Source organism: Phormidium sp. FACHB-592, from assembly GCF_014695795.1.
Lineage (GTDB): Bacteria > Cyanobacteriota > Cyanobacteriia > Leptolyngbyales > Leptolyngbyaceae > Stenomitos.
The window spans coordinates 194,590-214,613 of the sequence record NZ_JACJOZ010000103.1; the positions used below are offsets into that span (position 1 = coordinate 194,590).

Below are 20,024 nucleotides of genomic sequence, written 5' to 3' on the forward strand. Positions count from 1 at the left end.
AGCGATCTACCAAGCAAGACGTCTCGTATAGTTGCGTGCGCTCTACGGCTGCGGCAGTTCCCGCCACCGCAGGCATGGGATGTTAAAAACTAGACATATTATTACTGTTCTGCTTTTCATCCTGACTAAGCACCGCAGCTATAGAAACGAGAGCAAAGGGGCGCTATTCTAGCTGCCAGTCATGCAAACGAAACGGAACTGACGGTATGCCTATTCTTTATCATGTGCGTCAAGCGTGGCAAACGCTCACTAGTGGGCTTGCTCCTACAGCACACCGCAATAAGTCCAGTATGAAGCAACAGTACGGGTCGCGGAACGTAAGGCGAGCAGTAATAGCAACGTTGGCGATCGGTGCTGTAGGGCTGGCATTCATCAACCCTGCGACCGCGCTGCTAGCTCAGGTTACGCCAAGTCAGCCTCAGCTCGGCGATACGTTAGCTGTCACCATTAATTCTACTGCTGCCAGCACAGCACCAACAGTAAGCCTGGGCAACCGGACCTATCCTACCTTTCCAGTCGGCAACGATCGATTTCGGGCGCTGTTGCCAACGACCCCACTTGATAAACCCGGTGCCCTGAAGCTGCGGGTAAGCGATAGCAACGAAACGAAAGAACTGGCACTACAGCTCCGGGGGCGCAAATTCCCTACCCAATCAATTTGGTTGCCGCCTGGTAAAGATCAAGATTTGTCAGACTTTGAATTCGATCGCGTCGATGCCTTCAAGAAACTTGTCACACCTCAAAAAATGTGGAGCGGCTCCTTCCGTAAACCGAATAATGGACCCATCACCACAGGCTACGGCGTGCGTCGCTACTACAACGGCAAGTTTGCTAATGACTACTACCATCGCGGTGTAGATTACGCAGGAGCCTACGGATCACCAATTATTGCGCCTGCGGCTGGACGGGTTGCGTTAGTAGGGCAAGAAGCAAAAGGGTTTGTGATCCATGGCAACTGTATTGGCATTGACCATGGGCAGGGGGTAGAAAGCATCTTCTTACACTTGAGCCAGATCAAGGTCAAAAATGGTGACATGGTGAAAGCGGGTCAAGTCATTGGAGCTTTGGGCGGAACCGGTGCCTCCACAGGTCCACACCTCCACTGGGGCTTATATGTGAACGGTCAAGCAGTTGACCCAGTGCCTTGGCGTAATAAAGGGTTTGAATAACTTTACCGTTGGAAAGTTCGATTAAGTTGATACTGGATGTGCATTCTGGGGCAAGATTATGCAAGGCTAATCGTCGAAAAACGGCGCTGCGGAGTTTAGAGGCATTATGAGCATTGAAAAAATCGTGGAGCAGGCGCTGCAAGACGGCTACCTCACTCCAGCGATGGAAGCAGAGGTTGGCAGGATTTGTGATACGGCTTCAGAACTGTCGATCGAGGAGTATATGTCACTCGATCGATTGATGGGGGCGCTCTTGACTGGGGAAGTGGTAGCAGTTCCTCGCAAGCAGTTTATCAACGTGATGGAAGAATTGGTACTCACGGAGGCAATCGCCCGCGTGGCTGAAATTGAGGCAACGAGCGATCGCACCCTAGATTTGGGTGACATTGCCGCCTATGCGCTGAACCGCTTGCTGCCTCTCTATGCCACAACGGAAGAAGGGGCAACCTATCAGCGGCAGCGAGCGAAAGAAGAACTACAGGGCTTAATTGCTCAACAGGTCGGTGAAGCGATCGCCCGCAACCTCGATCGTCCCGAGTTCTTTCCAGAGCGGCAGGCAATTGGCAAAAACTCTGGCGATGAGATCCTGACTCAAGTGAGTGCATTGCTGCAAGCATATGCGCCCAGCTTTGAGCCGCAGCCAGGAGCACCGAATTAAAAAGTAAGACGTGAGAAGGCAAAAGGTAAAAGTAAGCCCATTCTCACTTTTGCCTTTTACCTTAATTGCCCTCACGGACGTACATTCACTGTTGTTCCTGGTGCAACCTGCTCATAGAGCGCCAGCACATCTCGATTACGCATACGGATGCAGCCATGAGACACTGCCTGCCCAATCAGGTCTTCCTGGTTAGTACCGTGAAAGCCAATGTGTGTGCGTCCTGCATACAAAAACCCAATCCAACGCTTGCCGAGCGGGTTGTCCGATCCTGCCGGGACTACTTCACCTGTAATTGGATGCTGCCATTTGGGGTCACGCTGCATTTCCAGCACCTGGAAAGACCCGCTTGGCGTTTCCCAACCCGCTTGCCCAATGGCGATCGGATAGCTTGTTACTAATTGCTCCTCTCGATACACCGACACTTGGCGATCGCTCAGGTCAACGATCAGCTTCACACCTTTTTTTGCCAATGCCGTTGCATCAGTAGTAGAGACCTTTGCATTCATGGCATTCTTGCCGTTGCTAAAGGCTTGTTTAACCTTTGTAAGAGCGTTTCTGTCCAAGCTTGATGTGCTTTGAGCATCGGCTGCCCAGGCACGCCACTGAATACCCAGCAGCACTAATGCAGCACCGACACAGATAAACATCATGCTCCGAGAAAGGCGATCGTCTCGAACAGTTGCAGTCATTGTTTAGCGCTCGATAGCCTTACCTTCAATCTACTCGGATTAATCGACTCCGGCAATGGCAGGCAGTGACTCTTTGAACTGGGTACCGACAGTAGCAGTTGTGCGCTACTTTCCCTATTGCTCGATCTTCAGCATATACAAAATCAACGTTCCATAAAATCAACGTCAGGAATGATGGGGGATCAGCAGCCAATAGAGTAATGCGCCCGTTACAAGAGCTTCAGCTTATAAAATTTCGTGAGCAAGCTTTATTTTCTCTTGATTATTTTAGGCAAATCCTTTCATCAAAATGGGCACATTATGGACAGGATTTCGTTGAAGTGATGTAAGAGCCTTCTGGAATACCAGCCGGGTTTCCTGTAACTGAACCTTAGTTTTGGCCAAGAACCATGTGGTGTGGTTTGAATGCAAGAGGAGCGACTATGTTCGAGAAATTACTACTAGCTGGCACAATTACGTTCTCGCTCAATATCTTTATCGGTATGGGTGCTCAGTCTCCCAGTCAGCCTACTGTCGTAGCTCAGGCAGCCCCACATTCTGTTAATGTCGCCCAGGCGCTGCACGATAGCCCGCTTCTGCGGAGTTTGTTCCAGTAAAAACATGGTTTGAGCGCACCCGGTTTAACGCTTGTTATGGGAACTTTAGCCAGAGCAGAACCGTCACTGAGTATGGAATGTCTAAGAACGACGCAGTCCATGAACCAGTCCGTTTTTACCTCTTGGTCACTGCCCAGAGCTGCCGAACCATCACTACCAGCCGAAAAACTTTCTAACGTTGACCTGGTTTTGCAATGTCAGCTTGGGCATAGCCCAGACAAAGCGGCTTTTGCAGAACTGCTCCGTCGTCATCAGTCCCATGTTGAACGGGTGCTTTACCACTTAGCGCCTGACTGGCAAGATCGGTCAGACCTAGTGCAGGAAGTATGGATTCGGGTCTATCGGCACATCAAGCGTTTGCAAGAGCCAATGAAGTTCCGGGGGTGGTTAAGCCGTATTGCTACCAATCTCTTTTATGACGAGTTGCGTAAGCGCAAGCGTCATCGCCAGCCGCTATCGCTGGATGCCCGTTTGGCGGTTGAGGATGGGGAAATGGATTGGGAGATCGCCTCGGATACGCCGGGACCAGACGAGACTCTGACAACACGAGAGTTTTACGATCAGCTACAGTCTGCGATCGCTGACTTGCCAGACGTTTTCCGCACAACGATCGTGCTACGCGAAATTCAAGGCATGGCATACGAAGAGATTGCGGAGATCACTGGCGTTTCGTTAGGAACGGTAAAGTCAAGAATTGCGAGAGCGCGCTTGCGCCTACAATCTCAACTTCAAAGCTATTTAGATGGAAACGAATGACAGCAACGATAGTTAACAACTTCTTCTTTAAGACTATCGCCTAATCCCGTCACTTAAGCTTTACTAATGACTAGGTAGCATACTGTTTCTGGTGATTCGTTCTGTTTTTTCCAACTCATATCTCTCTCCTTGCTTGTTTCTCAGTTTCTAGGTGCGTTCTCTCAACACACGACGTGGTGCCCCAATGTCCTCTAACTTCAACCCTTCAAACGATCACCGTCAGCCGCCTCCCATGAATGGTCAAAATTCGTCTTCATGCTCACCCAATTCGATCCAGCGCGATCGGTTTGAACTGCTCAGTGCTTACCTAGATGGGGAAGTGACTGCAGCCGAACGCAAGCAAGTAGAGGAGTGGTTGGACAACGAACCAACGGTACAGCGCCTCTATGCTCGTTTGTTGAAACTGCGTCATGGTCTGCAAGGTTTGCCTGCACCAGTTTCGTCGCCTCAGGTTACAGAACAAACAGTGAGTCAAGTGTTGGCTCGCGTAGACCAAAAGCCAAAGCTGTCTCTTATCTGGGGTGGTGCAGCGATCGCCGCTCTGTTTGTTGGTGCACTGGCAAGCAGCATACTACCCGGTCAGCAGTCTCCCCTCCCTCAGCTTGCTAAAGAAACGCAGCAGCCAACAGCAATTGATCGTCCTCAAGGAAATGCTAACGAGGTCTTATTGGTCGCACTCGATAAGCCCTTAGTAGATATCCCAAAAACGCCCGTTGTGGTGCCTAATGCTCCTAGCAAGGAAGCGACGATCCCTGCGGCTCCCAGCACAAGTACTCCCTAGTATTTGAGCGAGTATCAGTTGCCAGGTTAAACCCTTTAAACCAGAGTCTTGTAAGTATGCGCCATTGGTTAGCTTAAAGTTGACGGCAACTCGGCATAGTATTGCTCTGACTGCTGCCACTGACCACTTGGCAAGTAAGTGCCACCCAATCGTTTAATTTGTTCTAATGACATCACATACGACCAGGCAAACCCTAAAAAGCGTTGAGCCTGGTCGTATGCTTTTATTTGCGTACGATCGTACTGATGCTGCGCTAGAACCAAATGGGGGACGTAACAACGAAATATTTCTGGATCATGCTGCTCATAAGTATCTAGAACGTCCAAAATGCCTGAATCTGCAAAGGATAATAGGATGCCATGAACAATCGAGCTTCTATCCCATGTTGTCGTGCTAAGCACCATCGCTGGGTAGCCAAAGGGTAAGGCGTACAATTGACCCTGCGCGATTGCAGGACGCGCTTCTAAAACGCTACTCGCACAGATTTGGTGATTACTTTCACCTGGCTTCAGCGTGCCATAAACGAAAACATGAAACATGACTGCCGCTATATGACAAAAGCTGCTAGCTATAAAAGCATAGGGGCATAAAAATCGCCGTGCCAATCGTAGTAGAATGACACGGCGATTCTTTGAGGGACGGGCTAGGAGGGATTCGAACCCCCGACACCGCGGTTCGTAGCCGCGTGCTCTAGTCCACTGAGCTACAAGCCCCTGCAAGATCACAATTTTATCATACACTATGGCAATGATACAAAATTTCTCTGATATTCCTGCTTCTCCTGCCAATCAAGCCCTAACGCATCTCGATTCTCAGGGACAAGCGCAGATGGTTGATGTGTCTACGAAACAGCAGACCGTTCGAGAAGCGATCGCAGTTGGGCAGGTACGAATGCTGCCTGCGACCTTTACGGCGATTGCGGCAGGCAATGCTCCTAAAGGCGACGTGCTAGGTACAGCACGACTCGCAGGCATCATGGCAGCCAAGCAAACGGCTCAACTGATTCCCCTTTGCCACCCCCTACCGCTGCATAAAGTCGAAGTTCAATTGCTGCCAGAACCAACTCTACCGGGCTACCGCATTGAGGCGACTGTGAGAACCAAAGCTGAAACGGGTGTCGAGATGGAAGCGCTTACTGCTGTTTCGATCGCGGCTTTGACTCTCTATGACATGGCAAAAGCGCTCGACAAATCAATGCAAATCGAAAATATCCACTTGCTTAGTAAAACAGGCGGCAAAACAGGCGACTATCAGTTTGAAGGCTAAGACTGACGCGCCATAAGTGCCCTCTTAGGTTAGGAGAGAGCATTAGAAATGGCTCAAAGTTCTTCTACTGAGCAGGTGAAAAGAGGGCAGGTATGGTTGTATCCCAATTTACGCACGCCATTTGACTGAACAACCCACAGGCTGGGTAGAGGTTGGCGTAATCGGGGCATTGCTCAAAATTTGAGCGATCGCGTCACGCAGATACTGTACCTGCACAGAATCAGGATCGTTGGGGCTGTCATCTACCGAGCCGCTATAGCACAGCACACCCTGCTGGTTCAGTAGAAAGATATGAGGTGTTTTTTCAGCGCCAAAGCTTTGGGCAACCTCTTGCGTCACATCCCGCAGATAGGGAAAGTTCAGTTGATTGGCAGCGGCAAACTGCTTCATATTGTCAAAGCTATCATCAGGATAGCGATCAGCATCGTTCGCATTGATACCAATTAAGGTCACGCCCTGGTCTTGGAATTCTGCCTGAATCTGCTTGAGGCGATCGAGATGGCGATGCACGTAGGGGCAGTGATTGCACATAAATACAACCCCTACAGCGCGAAACCGCTCAAGATAGCGTGCCAGATGATGAACGGAGCCATCAATGCCTGGGATCTCAAAGTCAGGAGCATAGCAGCCAATCACGGTACTCATTTTTTCCATGCAGTGAATCTTGGTGAAACGAAGGGGATAGAGGCGTCGTTAAGGAGTAGTTTTAGTTGTTAGCGGAGCAAGAGGGTTTGGGGAGGCGAGAAAATTTTGAATTGCACATCTGCTTTCCCTAAGCCCTCTTTCCTACTCCCTAAATTCTGACTTCTTCTAAAAACTAACGACTAAAAACTAATAGCTATTACCAACTTTGCGCGATCGCGTGATAACCAATTAGTTTATAGACCAGTTTAGCTGCCGTAAACTCTGAGACAACAGAATCAGTAATGGGAGCAAGCTCCATGACATCACAGCCAATAACATCATGAGCCGCAAAGATGCGCTGAATAAAGGTGAGCAGGTTATACCAGTTTAAGCCACCGGGTTCGGGGGTGCCCACACCGGGAATGAGCGTAGGATCGATACCATCAAGATCAATTGTGATGAAGACCTTCTCAGTTTTGATGCTGGCAAGGGCGCGATCAATCCAGTCTGGTTGAGCAACAATTTCCCGCGCCCGGAAGACAGGAAGCTGCTTCTCTTTAATGAGATCTGCTTCTTCTTTACAGATGCTGCGAATGCCTACCTGTAATGTTGGCAAACCCATATCGACAACCCGACGCATAACGCAAGCGTGATTGTGGATGGAACCCTCGTATTCATGGCGCAAATCGCCGTGGGCATCTACCTGTACGACTGTAAAGGCTTCTCCTGGGTTTGCCTGCCGATACGCTTCGACAACACCTGTCGTGATGCTATGTTCCCCACCCAGCGAGATCACGAACTTACCGTCTGAAACGAGCTTGTAAACCGTCCCCTGCGTCACACGGAGCATTGCTTCAGAGGAAACTTTCTGAGCGTTACGGGTATCAGCGATCGCCTCATGCGTGTAAAGCCCAACCTCCCACAATTCACGATCGAGTTCTTCGTCGTAATACTCGACCTGCTGTGACGCATTGAGAATGGCATCTGGACCATGCTCACAGCCCCGACGATAGGTCGTTGTCGCTTCATAAGGAATCGGCAAAATCACAACTTTGGCGTTGTCGTAAGTCGCCGCGACATCAGAACCTAGGAACGGCAGCGAAGAAACACTCGTTTGCACCAGCATGGCAGACCTGATTTAAGCAACACCTGATCCTGACACAATCTTGAGGCGATCGGCTACCACCAATAAAAGAACGGTAGAACCTAACGTATGTTGTCATTGCCGCCTCAAGTTAAAGAGTGCTGACCCTATTTTACTGAACCAACGCCCGCTGCACTCGGAGCCAGAACAGGAGCCTTGCGGACTGCCAAAGTACGACGTTTTTGCTTGACCCCCCGTGGCGTAACCACCCATTTGTTATGACCATGCAGATGATCATAAAGACCGACAACAGCAATCATATTTTTCAAAATGGTATACAGAAAAATAGTCACAGCATGCTGTAAGAAGTAGAACAATGGGTAGCGCACGGCTGCGACTTTCATTGTAACTAGCGTTTGATAGATACCACTAGAAAACGTAATGACCGTACTCAACCAAAGGAAGGGGTTTTCTGAGGCAGGAAGATCGCCCTGATACAGAAACAAGCTGATGAGCAGCGGCAGAATTTGGAGGGCAATCAGCGAGTAAAGTACGCAGAAGTAAAGCAGATATGTCCAATAGATTTTTTGCCACAGGGTAAAGTGCACAGACTTCCACACTCGACGCTGATACTTGAAGCTAACCTCAAGCCAACCCTGTGCCCACCGCTTGCGCTGAAACCAGAAAGAGTTGAAGTCAGCAGGAGCTAATTCAGTTGTGACAATACTGCGATCGTGCAGGATACGATAGCCACTTAACAATGTCCTCATTGAAGCATCAATATCTTCGGTCAGCATTGCCGGGTTAAAGCGAATCTGCTGTAAGACTTCGGTGCGCCAATAGCCGTTTGAGCCACCAAAAATGCTGGAGTCAGTCAAAAACGATTTTGCTGCATGGCTGACACCGTAGAGTGTTTCAAACTCGATCGCGATATTTAGCGTTAGTAAGCTGTGGCGGTGATTGCGAATAATATTGCGCCCCTGCACCACATCATAATCATGCTCTAGCCAACGCCAAGCGCGAACAAAACAGTCGGCTGCTGGAAGGTGGTCAGCGTCAAGAATGCAGGTGATTTTGCCTGTCACAATGTGCAGTGCTGCATTTAAATTTTCGGCTTTAGAGTGGCTACCTTCAACCCGCAACAAACGTAACTCTGGGTGAACTAGGGCTAACCGTCGCAAGTCATCTTCAACAGGCAGATCAATAGGCGTATTGTACGCAAGAATCACCTCTAGTCCGTCTGCCGATCGCTGCACAGTTCTCAGAATATGCTTGAGCGTGTCGAGAATAATATCTTGCTCGTTCGGCAGATAAGCTGCCACCAGAAAAGAGCAGCGTGGCAAAGGTTTCGTGGACAAGTAGCTGGTATTGCCGCTGACCCCTAACACTGACTTAGCAGACTGCTTAAATTGAGAAAAACGATTGGCATCAGAACGTTTATTTTTGACAGCAAAGCGTCGAAACAACGCATTAGTAGCTTCCAAAAAGATAATGAGAGAGCTGAGGAGAAAAAACGCGGCGATCGCCATGTGGATTCTGATCAGCGGCATTCCACCTACTCGCAAGCAATAGTAGAAAATCGTAGGAACACCGATCAACAAAACATGGGTATAAACCACCTTAGGAATATCGCCCGTCCATTTCCTCACTTTAGCCATCCTCCAATCATCAAGGTTCGGTGTATCAAATCTTGGCAAACAGTTGCTCTGGTCAAAAGAAAGCTGAGTTCCTATTGACTTCCCCTAGGGACGACCACTTTACGGCAGGCTCCAGATCATTTTCATTCACCCACAGCGATCGTTGTCCATCACTAATTTGACACAGGAAAAACTCCCGCTCGTCCAGCAGTTTTTCGACTTTCAACACCGTCCAACCTACTTTACTCTGGTAGATTACCGTATCGCCTACACATGGACTCCAACTTCGACGATGCGGCACTTTAGTAGGGGTCAGAACATAGTCTAAATCACGCAAAAGACCCTTAACTAACCGCTGAAGTAAGGGGCTAGCATAATCTGCCAACACTGCCAGAAGCAGCGTACCGAAGACCATCAAAGGCAGTAACCAATAGTACAGAGACAAATCATCCTGCACTACAAGTCTGATAGTACGATCGACCACAAAGTTGTGAATCAAAAAGTAGGTATAGCTATGAGCACCCAACCATAACAGCACTCGTTGCATTGGTTGCGGCTGAGCGATCGCACGAAACAGTACCATACAGCAAAGGGTAAGACCGATTGGTAGCAACAAATCGACCAACACCCAACCAGCAGTATAAAACTGACACACAAACCCCAGGACATAAACAGGTACACCTAGCAGCAAAGCCCGATGAGACCGCCAAAAAAGTGGTCCTTTGCCCTGCATATAAAGCTGCGCTACCACCATGCCCAACACAAATGTACTGAGCTTAGAAAGGAAAATCAGGAAGGGATGCCAATCTGTAGGTGTATCCAGAATGACATAGGTTGGGTGCCCTCCAAACTTGTAGATTGCTACAGCACGGTATGCAACCGTTAACAGCGTGCTTACTAAAAGTAAATTTGCTGCGCCCCAGCGCTGTAGGAGATGCCACAGAAACGGAAACAACAGCGTAAAACTCAGAATCAGGGGTACAAACCACCACGGACCGCTCGTCGCTAAAAGTAGCTCTCCGCCATAGTCAAAGAGTAGTGGAAATGTCGCTCCAGCGAAGGTATGCCATAGGCTGGGTATGTAGCTCTGGGTTGCAACTCCGATCGCCCAGAGTATGGGGTATGAGAGCCACGCCACCGTCCAGAAGGGCCACAGAATTCGTAAGACGCGGCGCTTGAGAAACTTACCGACTTCTAGTGGTTGCCCCTTGAGAGAGAGCACCAAACTAAAGCCGCTGATAAGCACAAACACATCCACAAACTGAAAGCCAAACCAGGCAGAAATGCCAAGTAATCGTAGTAGTAAGCCTGGATCGATCGCCCCTTCCACCGGTGTTACTAACTGTCGTAGGTTATCTGCCAAACCAGTAGGCTGTGGTGTGTAGGCATAGCCCGTAAACAACAGTTGAGAGTGGTAAAGCAGCAGCAAAACTGCCGCAAAAATGCGAATTCCTTCGAGCCATGCTAGACGCTGCGATCGAGGCATTTTTGAATTAGTCATAAACGTCTCAAAGCTCTTCTACTGATAAAAAAGAAAACAGGAGTATTTCTAAGCTGTGCATGACGCAAGAGTAATAGACTAAGCCGTTAATGGTTGGCTACACATAGCCAGTAAGCCTTTACTGCCAGCACCACTCAAGGCAGATAGTTCACTTAAAGGAAAACGCTTAAACTCATATCCTCTTACGAACGTCATCCCTAGAAAAAAGTAACTAATGGCGACCAGCCTGTAGTTAAAGCCTGGGTTAGCGCTTACGACACAAATCCTTCTACTGATAGCAGTAATTCAAAAGATTTATCTTTTAATACGGGAATATCAGTTGCAATCACATCCCCCTCGAGAAGTACATATTTCTTTATAGTTTAAGTGAAGAGTGCCAATTGGTCTCAAAGTTGTTTTTGAGAAACTCTGTTCACTTGCTTTACTGGACATTACATAAGACTTTTTTATCAGTTAGTTTCTAGATTCTTATCGGTTCATTCGTAAACGATAAGGCTATCGCAGTGACTGCGCCTTTAGTTTGACTGCAACAACTTAATTATCTGCAAGCCCCTGACTGCTAGTAGCTTCTACACACTTTGCAGTGCCATCGTGTTAATGGTTGATCGGTGGAAGCAGATGTATATCCTTATCTAAAGTTGCTTCCCCACAATGTTTTAAGCGCCAACCCTGAGCAAAGTAGCGATCGCATACTAGCGTTGTAGCACCTGCAAGAGTAGATGAGATTTAGACCCAATCCCACCTCAAACTCGAGCTACAATTATTAGCTATCTGGACATAGGGCAACTGCTCTTGTATGGAGTCCTATAGTGCCTTAACGAAGCTCCTGTTTGACGCGAAAGCGTTAGTTATTGGTCTGTCCAGTCGGTCTGTCATAGATCTTTCATCAGCTTAATAGGGTCGTTAGTGCGATCGTATTGCTCTTGTACACCACACTCATGCTTTTGCAATCGCGGTTTTATATCTCGTGGCTATGCAGGTTTGTGTGATGTCATCCTCCACTGCTAATGTTCATGATCATTCCCTGTTGAGTAATTGATATGTCCCAGCCATCGGACTCAGAAGCAGGATTTTTCTTGCAGCAAGGGTTACAGCTCAATCAAGCCGGGGCTTTTGAAGATGCTCTGCTCAACTTCGATCGGGTTTTGCAACTTCACCCTGACTGGCATCATATCTGGCATACCCGTGGGGTGGCGCTGTCTGAGTTAGGGCGCTATGAAGAAGCCGTCGCAAGTTTTAACCAGGCGCTTGACCTGAAACCGAACTATCCAGAAGCCTTAAATAGTCGTGGCATGGCACTTTACAACCTGCGTAGCTACGAAGAGGCGATCGCCAGCTACGACAAAGCGATCAAGCTAAAACCAGATTTTCACCAGGCATGGCACAATCGCGGTAATGCGCTTGACAAATCAGGTTGTTACGAAGCTGCACTCAAGAGCTACGAAAAGACCCTGGAGTTTGAACCAGACTACGCTAAATCCTGGTACAACCGGGGGATCATGTCTTACAAGCTAGGGCGTTATCAAGCCGCGATTGATAGCTATGACCAGGCAATTAAACACAGACCGCACTATTCCCATGCCTGGTATAACCGCGCCAACACGCTCAATCAGCTTGGTCGCTACCAGGAAGCACTTGCTAGCTACGATCGCGTTTTGACCATCAAGCCTGAATGGTATGGAGCCTGGTATAACCGAGGCAATGTGCTGCACAAACTGAGGCGGCATGAAGAAGCCATCGACAGCTACAACAAAGCGCTGGCAATCAATGCCACTCTTTATGAAGCGTGGTACAACCAGGGCAACGCTTTTGATGCGCTAGGGCGCTATGGTGAAGCGATTGCCAGCTATCGCAAAGCGCTAGACCTAAAGCCAAATCTGCGTGAAGCCTGGTACAACTGGGGCAGCGCATTGTACAAATCTGGTAGCTATCGCGAAGCAGTTGTCAGCTACGACCGGGCGATCGAACTAAATCCTAGTTTTGCCAAAGCCTGGTTTAGTCGTGGTTCTGCCTTTCGCAAGTTGGGGCTTTATGCTGAAGCAATCGCCAGCTACGACAAAGCGGTGCAGTTTCAACCGGATATGGCTGAAGCCTGGTACTGTCGTGGCATTGCTCTAGGGCACCTGGGGCACAACGAAGCAGCGATCAAAAGCTACGATCGCGCACTCAGTATCAATCCTGGCTTCTACTCTGCCTGGTACAGCCGAGGCGCAGCATTGGGTCATTTAGGTGACTATGAAGCGGCTGTCGCTAGCTATGATAAAGCACTGGAAATTAAACCCCACTTTCCCGATGCTCAAAGCCGCCGCGCACTGGCGCTTGACAATAACCAGTCGCTTAAGTCCTTGCCCCGCTCTAACGCGAGAGAAGGCAGAATTGCTGAAGAGCGCACAGGCGAAGAATCTCCCTTTGATGACCATCCTCCAGTCACGGAAGCATCCTTCCAAGCGCTGCCACGGATCACCTAGTTAGACAGTTGGTTGTGCAGGGACGTGCCCGTAAAGCTGTCATGAGACACTTGTGATGCGAAAACTTGTGATGCCAAAATTTGATGATCAGCTAGAAACGATTTACGCCAGCGATCGCAAGACATGGAGGCAATGGCTGGAAAGCAACTATCGCACCTCGATCGGCGTCTGGTTAACTTACTACAAGGTCAAATCTGGTCAGCCTAGCGTGCGATACAGCGAAGCAGTCAAAGAAGCCCTATGTTTTGGTTGGATTGACAGCAAAGTTAAATCGTTGGATGCAGACCGCTACAAGCAGATTTTTACACCACGGAAACCCCAAAGTGTCTGGTCAAAGTTAAACAAGCAATATATTGAAGAACTGCTTGAACAGGGGTTAATGACCGAAACAGGGCTGAAGAAAATCGAAGCAGCTAAGCAAGATGGCTCATGGCAGATGCTGGATGCGATCGAAGCGTTGATCATCCCCATAGATTTGCAGCAAGCCCTGGACGGGAACAAAGTCGCCAGCAGCAACTTTGCAACGTTTAACAACTCCTCAAAAAAGAACATTTTAGCCTGGATTAATAGTGCGAAACGTTTAGAGACCAGGCAAAGAAGGATTGAACAAACTATTAGTTCAGCGTCACAAAATAAAAACCCCTTAGTACGATCACAATAAGTGGCTGTGCACATTCCATGTATATCAATAATTCACTCTGTAGTCTCTCTTGAGAGAGTGAAGACAGCGGCAGCACAGAATGGCATAAAGCTATTTTTCCACTCAGATGCTTCTTTGTCTTTGCCCATTACCAGACCTTTTGTCTTATTCAGTAAACAGCCGTCAGCCAATGATGAAGTAAGACGTTGTTGCACTAAGTAGGTCGCCCCAATTAAACGTAGGATGTGTTAGGCGTAGCCGTAACGCATCAAGTCCTTATGGCAAACGTGTATGTCAGCAGGCAGCTTTAAATCTTCTGCTGACTGTAATGCTATGGGCACGTCATCAATTTTTGTTTCTTTTCGAGCAGTTTTGTCTTTTGCAGACAATAAGCTTGCTACCAGCTTCACAAACTAGAGGCGTAAATTCACGGAAACTTAGACAAGCATGAGAGAATTTACCCGTTGTTTGGCAACTCTAGGAACAGGAGTTCTTGGGGTTAGGGGTTTATGGATCATGATCTGAACTCTGCTGCCTGGTACAGTCATGGCAATATTCTCTACAGTTTGGGGCACTACGAAGGCGCGATCGCTGGCTATGACAGGGTTTTAGCCACCCAGTCTGACCTTTATGAGGTGTGGACAAATCGTGGCTATGCGCTCGAAAACCTGAGCCGTTACAAAGAAGCACTGGCTAGCTTTGAGCAGGCGCTGAGCATTCACCCTGAATTTGTGCTGGCATTGCATGGCAAGGGCATTGCTTTAGCAAAATTGGGGAGCTATGACGAGGCTCTCACTAGCTTCAACAAAACACTCAAGCTTGCTCCTACTGACCTTAAAGCTCGTTACAACCAGGGTAATGCTTTAGCACGCCTGCACCGCTATGAAGAAGCGCTCGCTAGCTTCGATCGTGTTCTAGAGTCCAGCCCCGATGATTACAAAGCCTGGTATAGCCGCAGCAAAGTGCTTACCAGCATGGATAAGCCTCATTTAGCACTTGCCAGTCTCGATAAAACGCTTGCCATCAACCCCTTTTGCTACTATGCCTGGAATTACCGAGGCACTGTACTGACTCAAACAGGGCACTATGATGAGGCGATCGCCAGTTTCGATCAATCGTTGCAATGCAAACCAAACAACCCAGATGCCTGGTATAGCAAAGCCCGTTGCTATGCGATGAAAGGCAATACTCAACTTGCCATAGGCTACCTCCAACGGGCAATTAAGCTCAATGCGCCTTTGTATCGTGCCCTCGCAAAAGGTGATGTCCACTTTCAGGTGCTCCGGCAAACACAACAGCTTCACACGTTGCTAAGTAAGTAGACTTCACGGCTTGCAACAGGATAGTTGGTAGCTTAAACCCAAAGATTCAGTAATATTCGGTAAACATTGGTCACATCAAGTTTGTCATACCTACTGCCCAGTCGTGTTCTTCCAAGTTTGAATTTCTTGCTGAGCTTCAGCGTAAAGGCTAGAGCGGGAAGGAATTTTTTGGGCAACTGCGATCGCGCCTGGCACGTCATAGACTGCCTGGCTTCTTGCCACTTGCAAAAGTTGAGCGCTCCATTCGTTGATGGCATTGTCAGCCTCCGATCGCAGCGCGCTACTGGTCGGCACTTGGTCGGCAGCCTTGATTGCATTTGCCAACCCTTCTGGAGAGCCTGAATTAGCTAGCTGACGAGCATTTTGGAGGCTTTGCTGCGCTTGCACCTGAAGCTCCTGGGCACGGAGCTGACTGCGCCATTGCTTCACGTCTCTCTGGGCATCGGCATAGAGCGATCGCCCAGCTCCAATTTGTTCGGCAGTCCGAATAGCAGAGCCTAGATCGCCAGCATTGGCAAAATCTCTGGCGCGATCGAGCAGTGGCTGATCCTGAATCTGCTGAACCTGCCCTGTCCAGATACGCGCTTTTCCCCTGGCTTCTCTATAAAGTGCACGTCCCTGAGCAATTTGATTAGCTTGAGCAGCGGCTGCCTGCAAGGACGCAAGATCGCCCTGCGCTGCAATTTGATCTGCCTGATCGAGAATAGGACGGTCCTCAATGGTTTGAATCTGCGCTGTCCAGGTCTGAATCTGCTGCTGTACTTCGTTCCAACGCGGATTGGAGCGGGGAATGGTAGAGGCTTCGGCGATCGCGGCTGTTAGATCATTAACAGTGCCAGGTTGCGAAAGAATCCGCGCTTTTTCCAGTAGTGCGATCGCTTCGATCTCAAGCTGCCAGCGAACAATGAACTGCTGTGCCTTACGATAAAGCGGACGAGTTGATTGAATGCGCTGTGCTTGGGCAATGGCTTCTTCGATATCGGGTATTGTATTAAGCCAGGCTTGAGACTGAGCATTTGCCAGCACCGTCATGTCTTTCACTTGCTCTTTTAACTTGGCGATATCAGGAATCTTGCTCAGTACATTCAAAGCGCCCTGCAAATTACGCTGATCGAGCATCGTTTGTGCCAGGGCGACCATTTTCTGCCCAAACTCTTCGATCGCCTTCTGAGCAGCTTGATGCACATAACTAGTCTGCTTAATAGACTGTGCCAGCTTGATGGCTTCTAGCAAATTGGTGAGTCCGCCCTCATCGGCAAGTCGGTGCGCTTGACCCAGCGTATTGCCATCGTCCCGCGAACCGTTGATTTTACCCGTTAGCTCGTTGTACTTGGTCGTTTGCCAGAACGTATTCTCCACTTCCAGCAGGCGCACAGCAGAAGAAAATGCCTCTCGCCAATCGAGTTCACGTAAGGACTCTTCAGCTTTACGGTAAATTGCCTCTGCTTTAGACCAAATGGTTTGCCAGCGTTGGACCCGCTCTTCCACCACCTCGTAGGCGGAAACCTTGGGCGATATTCGTCGGGCTGCCGCGATCGCCTCATTCAGCTTACCTGCGTTGAAAGCCGCTTCTGCCAGTTTTAATACTTCTAACGACCACAGTTCGACCAGCCGATCGGCTTCATCTCGTAGCGGGTGATCGGCGGGCAGTGAATCGATGAGGGCGATCGCCTCCAGTAAATCGTTTGAGGTCTGTTTGCTGGCTGCCAGTCGCGCGCATTCAAAGCGCAAGGAAGCCGAAGCCAAGGGCCAAAAAATCGCTGGACAGTTAGGTAAACCGGGCATTTGCAGCAACAAAGCTAGCGCCAGCAGCCCTGTACCTACAGAACCGATACCTGTTACCAAAAGCCACAACTTCCAGTTATACAGCCAGCGTAGCCATCGGCGCGGCAACCTAGTTCGCCTCGCTCTACGACCCAATGGCGAACGCTCTTGCTCGGGTAAGTCAACCGATCGTGGCTTTGGCTGTTGAGACGGTCTAGGCGGTGGAGGTGGTAGAGCACGCGATCGTGTGGGTAGGGCGGCTCCATTTGCCTGAGAACGTGGCTGAGACACCGAAGTCACAGGCAAACGCTGAGAAGCTGGCTGCTTTGGCAACGTTTCATCTCTAGGCTTTGGCGATCGCCCCAACGGCTTACGGTCGGGTGTTCCTGGTTCTCTAGTCATACTCAAAACATAAGCAGCAGTTGCTGCACAAAGTCCTCAAACCTTATGCATAGATGCCATGCTACTCTTCAAGCTCCAAAAAGCCAAACTGGTTTATGAGGTGGGCAGCAGAGAACACATGAAAGAGTAGAACCTTGTATAACAGCTACTACAGCTTAAAAGAGCAGATAGCAGGACATTCTCTAAAGTTTGCGGTCCTCAAAACGCCCAACTCTGAGCCAGTGATCGTAGCCGCTGCGAACACTTCTTTGCCTTACAGCCGCTGCAACATCAGGGTTTCTTGCCAGGTAGCTCGCTTCATTAAAGCGTGGAAAGCGACCCTCAAACCGCCCAGTACGTTGATAGTGCGTGTACGCATCTCTCACTTGTCCACGCTGGATCGCTGCTCTCACATCTGGATAAGCCATCAAATAGAAGCGCTCATCAAAATTGCTGGCATCGTTACCACGATTGTTGTAGCGGCTGTCATAGCGATCGTTGTAGCGATCATCATTACGGTTGTTGTAACGATAATCATTGACAACTCTGCCACAAACAATTCTGCCATTTGACTCTGACTCAACGCAGACTCGTTGCGCCATTGCAGGCTGCGCTACTGAAGTGATGAATGTTGCCATTGTCACTCCAGCTAATCCCAAAACTTTTGTTGTACTCATTGCTTTAGCCTTCTAGTTAGCCATCACGTTAATTGCCGTCGATCGAGTGCTATGCAGTGGAATTAGGACTGCGATCGACAATTCCCTGTTGGCAAAGTAGACGCATCTAGTGCTTCTAAGTTCCTGCTGCTAAGGCTTTGGGAACTGACAGAGCGTGCAAAAATCACTGCTCACTTGTTGCAGTAGGGGAGCGACGCTGCAATTTGGTCTGACCAATTAAACGTTACTGGCTCTCAAATTGGGCAGCTTAAATCACCAGCGCGCTGAGTAAAGCGGAGGTTTTCTCGATAGTCCACAGGGCAATCAATGACCGTAGGCACATCCTGTTCTAGTGCCTCTTTAAGAATGGGAATTAAATCTAGGCAGGATTCGACGCGGTAGCCTTTTAAGCCCATACTTTCGGCAAATTTTACAAAGTCGGGATTGCCAAATTTAATAAAGGCAGAGCTACCAAACTGATTTTGCTGCTTCCATTCAATCAAGCCGTAGCCACCGTCATTAAAAATGAGTGTGACAAAAGGCGTGCCAATCCGCAGCGCTGTTTCAAGTTCCTGGCAGTTCATCATGAAGCCACCATCGCCCGTGACAGCAACGATCCGCCGTTCGGGGTGCACCAGTTTAGCGGCAATCGCCCCTGGAATGGCAATGCCCATTGCGGCAAAGCCATTAGAAATGATGCAGGTGTTGGGTTGCTCACAGTGATAGTGCCGTGCCATCCACATCTTGTGAGCGCCGACGTCAGAAATGACGATATCTTCGGGTGCCATAACCTGCCGCAGATCGTAGATGACCTTTTGCGGTTTGATGGGAAAAGCATCATCTTTCGCATATTGCACGTAGTCGTTGCGAATATCGGTGCGTAGGTCTAGCGCGTGAGGATCTGGCTTATTGGCGCGATCGGCACGGTACAAGATCTCTCTTAGTGAATCTGAAATATCGCCGACTACTTCGGCAGCAGGAATGTAGCTGCTGTCTACTTCGGCTGGCATTGCTCCAATATGGATGATGGGAATAGAGCCATCGGGATTCCACTTTTTGGGCGAATACTCGATCAGGTCATAGCCAACACAAATAATGAGATCAGCGCGATCGAACCCACAGCTAATATAGTCACGCTGCTGCAAACCTACAGCCCACAGTGCAAGCGGATGGGTATAGCGAATGACACCTTTACCCATGAAACTGTTGGCAACCGGAATGTTTAACCGTGTAGCAAATTCGGTCAGCCCCTCGCTGGCGTTTGCTCGGATGGCACCATTACCAACAAGGATCAGTGGATTTACCGCCCGCGAAATAAAGTCTGCTGCCTTTTCGATGCTTTGAAACGAGGCATAGGTTTTTTCTTTGTTGTCCTTCAAAAGGGGTTTACCAGGCGCAGTCATTGCTGCAATATTTTCTGGCAGATCGATATGAACAGCTCCCGGCTTCTCTGCCTGAGCAATCTTAAACGCTTTCCGCACAATCTCTGGTGTGTTGCTGGGGCGAACGATTTGGGCGTTCCATTTAGTTACAGGAGCAAACATCGCCACCAGATCGAGGTATTGGTGGGATTCAATGTGCATGCGATCGGTGCCTACCTGTCCTGTAATGGCGACTAGAGGCGCACGATCAAGGTTCGCATCGGCAACGCCTGTCATTAAATTAGTTGCGCCAGGTCCTAACGTCGAGAGGCAGACCCCTGGCTTGCCTGTCAGCCGTCCATAAACATCTGCCATAAACGCGGCTCCCTGTTCATGGCGGGTAGTAATGAATTGAATCGACGAGTGCTTTAGGGCTTCTAGCACGTGCAGGTTTTCTTCGCCCGGCAACCCAAAGATGTAGCGCACACCTTCGTTTTCTAGGCAGCGCACTAGCAGTTCAGCAGTATTCATCTGACCCATGATTCTTGCCCTCATCACAAAAACTAAGTATGCCCTTCACCGAACCGTTACGCGCTCTCGACGTATCGCTTAATCGATCACCGAACCCTTAACGATCTGTCCCCACACTCGTTTGCTGAAACAGCGATCGA

At 49.2% G+C, this 20,024-nt stretch carries 18 protein-coding genes and 1 tRNA gene; 9 read left to right on the forward strand and 10 right to left on the reverse strand.

The window, feature by feature from the left end:
- The first annotated feature begins 290 nt into the window (after positions 1–290).
- Complete coding sequence (locus H6F86_RS27605; protein ID WP_190454364.1) at positions 291–1,169, forward strand: M23 family metallopeptidase; 879 nt, start codon at positions 291–293, stop codon at positions 1,167–1,169.
- Between the two features lie 106 nt (positions 1,170–1,275).
- Positions 1,276–1,827 (forward strand): late competence development ComFB family protein, encoded by a 552-nt coding sequence (locus H6F86_RS27610; RefSeq protein WP_190453457.1) that lies wholly within the window; start codon positions 1,276–1,278, stop codon positions 1,825–1,827.
- A 71-nt stretch (positions 1,828–1,898) separates the two neighbouring features.
- Here H6F86_RS27610 and H6F86_RS27615 read toward each other — a convergent pair whose 3' ends face one another.
- On the reverse strand, positions 1,899–2,516 hold the full coding sequence (locus H6F86_RS27615; protein ID WP_242033720.1) for a L,D-transpeptidase: 618 nt from the start codon (positions 2,514–2,516) through the stop codon (positions 1,899–1,901).
- A 422-nt stretch (positions 2,517–2,938) separates the two neighbouring features.
- Between H6F86_RS27615 and H6F86_RS27620 the strand changes: the two genes are divergently transcribed.
- The 3 genes from H6F86_RS27620 to H6F86_RS27630 all read left to right on the forward strand — a co-directional run bounded on the left by H6F86_RS27620 (position 2,939) and on the right by H6F86_RS27630 (position 4,649).
- Positions 2,939–3,112: a hypothetical protein gene (locus H6F86_RS27620; protein WP_190454470.1), complete on the forward strand. Its 174-nt coding sequence runs from the start codon at positions 2,939–2,941 to the stop codon at positions 3,110–3,112.
- Positions 3,113–3,211: 99 nt separating this feature from the next.
- Positions 3,212–3,868 carry a sigma-70 family RNA polymerase sigma factor gene (locus tag H6F86_RS27625; RefSeq protein WP_190453461.1) on the forward strand — a complete coding sequence of 219 codons (657 nt, stop codon included), beginning with the start codon at positions 3,212–3,214 and terminating at the stop codon, positions 3,866–3,868.
- A 184-nt stretch (positions 3,869–4,052) separates the two neighbouring features.
- The gene (locus H6F86_RS27630; RefSeq protein WP_190453463.1) at positions 4,053–4,649 is read left to right on the forward strand and encodes a zf-HC2 domain-containing protein; all 597 of its coding nucleotides are present in this window, start codon (positions 4,053–4,055) and stop codon (positions 4,647–4,649) included.
- Positions 4,650–4,717: 68 nt separating this feature from the next.
- On the opposite strand, the gene H6F86_RS27635 is transcribed toward H6F86_RS27630, so the two are convergent.
- Together H6F86_RS27635 and H6F86_RS27640 are read right to left on the reverse strand one after the other, a co-directional pair.
- Positions 4,718–5,188, reverse strand: coding sequence for a gamma-glutamylcyclotransferase (locus H6F86_RS27635; protein ID WP_190453466.1), 471 nt, complete (start codon positions 5,186–5,188; stop codon positions 4,718–4,720).
- A gap of 100 nt (positions 5,189–5,288) precedes the next feature.
- Positions 5,289–5,362, reverse strand: a tRNA-Arg gene (locus tag H6F86_RS27640).
- A 34-nt stretch (positions 5,363–5,396) separates the two neighbouring features.
- On the opposite strand from H6F86_RS27640, the gene moaC reads away from it, so the two are divergent.
- Positions 5,397–5,915: a cyclic pyranopterin monophosphate synthase MoaC gene (gene moaC, locus H6F86_RS27645; RefSeq protein ID WP_190454369.1), complete on the forward strand. Its 519-nt coding sequence runs from the start codon at positions 5,397–5,399 to the stop codon at positions 5,913–5,915.
- A gap of 108 nt (positions 5,916–6,023) precedes the next feature.
- On the opposite strand, the gene H6F86_RS27650 is transcribed toward moaC, so the two are convergent.
- The 4 genes from H6F86_RS27650 to H6F86_RS27665 form a co-directional block, all read right to left on the reverse strand.
- Positions 6,024–6,569 carry a thioredoxin family protein gene (locus tag H6F86_RS27650; protein ID WP_206756118.1) on the reverse strand — a complete coding sequence of 182 codons (546 nt, stop codon included), beginning with the start codon at positions 6,567–6,569 and terminating at the stop codon, positions 6,024–6,026.
- A gap of 187 nt (positions 6,570–6,756) precedes the next feature.
- Entirely contained in the window at positions 6,757–7,665 is a 909-nt protein-coding gene (gene speB / locus H6F86_RS27655) for an agmatinase (RefSeq protein ID WP_190453469.1), read from the reverse strand.
- 125 nt (positions 7,666–7,790) lie between these two features.
- A complete protein-coding gene (locus H6F86_RS27660; protein WP_190453472.1) occupies positions 7,791–9,272 on the reverse strand; it encodes a glycosyltransferase in 1,482 nt (493 codons plus the stop codon).
- Between the two features lie 61 nt (positions 9,273–9,333).
- Complete coding sequence (locus tag H6F86_RS27665; RefSeq protein ID WP_190453475.1) at positions 9,334–10,761, reverse strand: acyltransferase; 1,428 nt, start codon at positions 10,759–10,761, stop codon at positions 9,334–9,336.
- Positions 10,762–11,801: 1,040 nt separating this feature from the next.
- Between H6F86_RS27665 and H6F86_RS27670 the strand changes: the two genes are divergently transcribed.
- From H6F86_RS27670 to H6F86_RS27680, 3 genes are all read left to right on the forward strand, one after another.
- Positions 11,802–13,229, forward strand: coding sequence for a tetratricopeptide repeat protein (locus H6F86_RS27670; RefSeq protein WP_190453477.1), 1,428 nt, complete (start codon positions 11,802–11,804; stop codon positions 13,227–13,229).
- Positions 13,230–13,299: 70 nt separating this feature from the next.
- On the forward strand, positions 13,300–13,890 hold the full coding sequence (locus H6F86_RS27675; protein ID WP_190454374.1) for a YdeI/OmpD-associated family protein: 591 nt from the start codon (positions 13,300–13,302) through the stop codon (positions 13,888–13,890).
- 488 nt (positions 13,891–14,378) lie between these two features.
- On the forward strand, positions 14,379–15,191 hold the full coding sequence (locus tag H6F86_RS27680) for a tetratricopeptide repeat protein (protein WP_190453480.1): 813 nt from the start codon (positions 14,379–14,381) through the stop codon (positions 15,189–15,191).
- Between the two features lie 90 nt (positions 15,192–15,281).
- Here the strand turns inward: H6F86_RS27680 and H6F86_RS27685 are convergent, their stop codons facing one another.
- From H6F86_RS27685 to H6F86_RS27695, 3 genes are all read right to left on the reverse strand, one after another.
- Positions 15,282–17,357, reverse strand: a complete 2,076-nt coding sequence (locus H6F86_RS27685; RefSeq protein WP_190453483.1) for a chromosome segregation ATPase — start codon at positions 17,355–17,357, stop codon at positions 15,282–15,284.
- A gap of 182 nt (positions 17,358–17,539) precedes the next feature.
- A complete protein-coding gene (locus H6F86_RS27690) occupies positions 17,540–18,013 on the reverse strand; it encodes a hypothetical protein (RefSeq protein ID WP_190453486.1) in 474 nt (157 codons plus the stop codon).
- 233 nt (positions 18,014–18,246) lie between these two features.
- A complete protein-coding gene (locus tag H6F86_RS27695) occupies positions 18,247–19,884 on the reverse strand; it encodes an acetolactate synthase large subunit (protein WP_190454377.1) in 1,638 nt (545 codons plus the stop codon).
- Positions 19,885–20,024: the final 140 nt, after the last annotated feature.

What these genes read in the sequence shown, in the direction of transcription:
- H6F86_RS27605 (WP_190454364.1), top strand. Translation starts at nt 291, where the DNA reads ATGAAGCAACAGTACGGGTCGCGGAACGTAAGGCGAGCAGTAATAGCA.
- H6F86_RS27610 (WP_190453457.1), top strand. Translation starts at nt 1,276, where the DNA reads ATGAGCATTGAAAAAATCGTGGAGCAGGCGCTGCAAGACGGCTACCTC.
- H6F86_RS27615 (WP_242033720.1), bottom strand. Translation starts at nt 2,516, where the DNA reads ATGACTGCAACTGTTCGAGACGATCGCCTTTCTCGGAGCATGATGTTT.
- H6F86_RS27620 (WP_190454470.1), top strand. Translation starts at nt 2,939, where the DNA reads ATGTTCGAGAAATTACTACTAGCTGGCACAATTACGTTCTCGCTCAAT.
- H6F86_RS27625 (WP_190453461.1), top strand. Translation starts at nt 3,212, where the DNA reads ATGAACCAGTCCGTTTTTACCTCTTGGTCACTGCCCAGAGCTGCCGAA.
- H6F86_RS27630 (WP_190453463.1), top strand. Translation starts at nt 4,053, where the DNA reads ATGTCCTCTAACTTCAACCCTTCAAACGATCACCGTCAGCCGCCTCCC.
- H6F86_RS27635 (WP_190453466.1), bottom strand. Translation starts at nt 5,188, where the DNA reads ATGTTTCATGTTTTCGTTTATGGCACGCTGAAGCCAGGTGAAAGTAAT.
- moaC (WP_190454369.1), top strand. Translation starts at nt 5,397, where the DNA reads ATGATACAAAATTTCTCTGATATTCCTGCTTCTCCTGCCAATCAAGCC.
- H6F86_RS27650 (WP_206756118.1), bottom strand. Translation starts at nt 6,569, where the DNA reads ATGGAAAAAATGAGTACCGTGATTGGCTGCTATGCTCCTGACTTTGAG.
- speB (WP_190453469.1), bottom strand. Translation starts at nt 7,665, where the DNA reads ATGCTGGTGCAAACGAGTGTTTCTTCGCTGCCGTTCCTAGGTTCTGAT.
- H6F86_RS27665 (WP_190453475.1), bottom strand. Translation starts at nt 10,761, where the DNA reads ATGACTAATTCAAAAATGCCTCGATCGCAGCGTCTAGCATGGCTCGAA.
- H6F86_RS27670 (WP_190453477.1), top strand. Translation starts at nt 11,802, where the DNA reads ATGTCCCAGCCATCGGACTCAGAAGCAGGATTTTTCTTGCAGCAAGGG.
- H6F86_RS27675 (WP_190454374.1), top strand. Translation starts at nt 13,300, where the DNA reads ATGCCAAAATTTGATGATCAGCTAGAAACGATTTACGCCAGCGATCGC.
- H6F86_RS27680 (WP_190453480.1), top strand. Translation starts at nt 14,379, where the DNA reads ATGGATCATGATCTGAACTCTGCTGCCTGGTACAGTCATGGCAATATT.
- H6F86_RS27685 (WP_190453483.1), bottom strand. Translation starts at nt 17,357, where the DNA reads ATGACTAGAGAACCAGGAACACCCGACCGTAAGCCGTTGGGGCGATCG.
- H6F86_RS27690 (WP_190453486.1), bottom strand. Translation starts at nt 18,013, where the DNA reads ATGAGTACAACAAAAGTTTTGGGATTAGCTGGAGTGACAATGGCAACA.
- H6F86_RS27695 (WP_190454377.1), bottom strand. Translation starts at nt 19,884, where the DNA reads ATGAATACTGCTGAACTGCTAGTGCGCTGCCTAGAAAACGAAGGTGTG.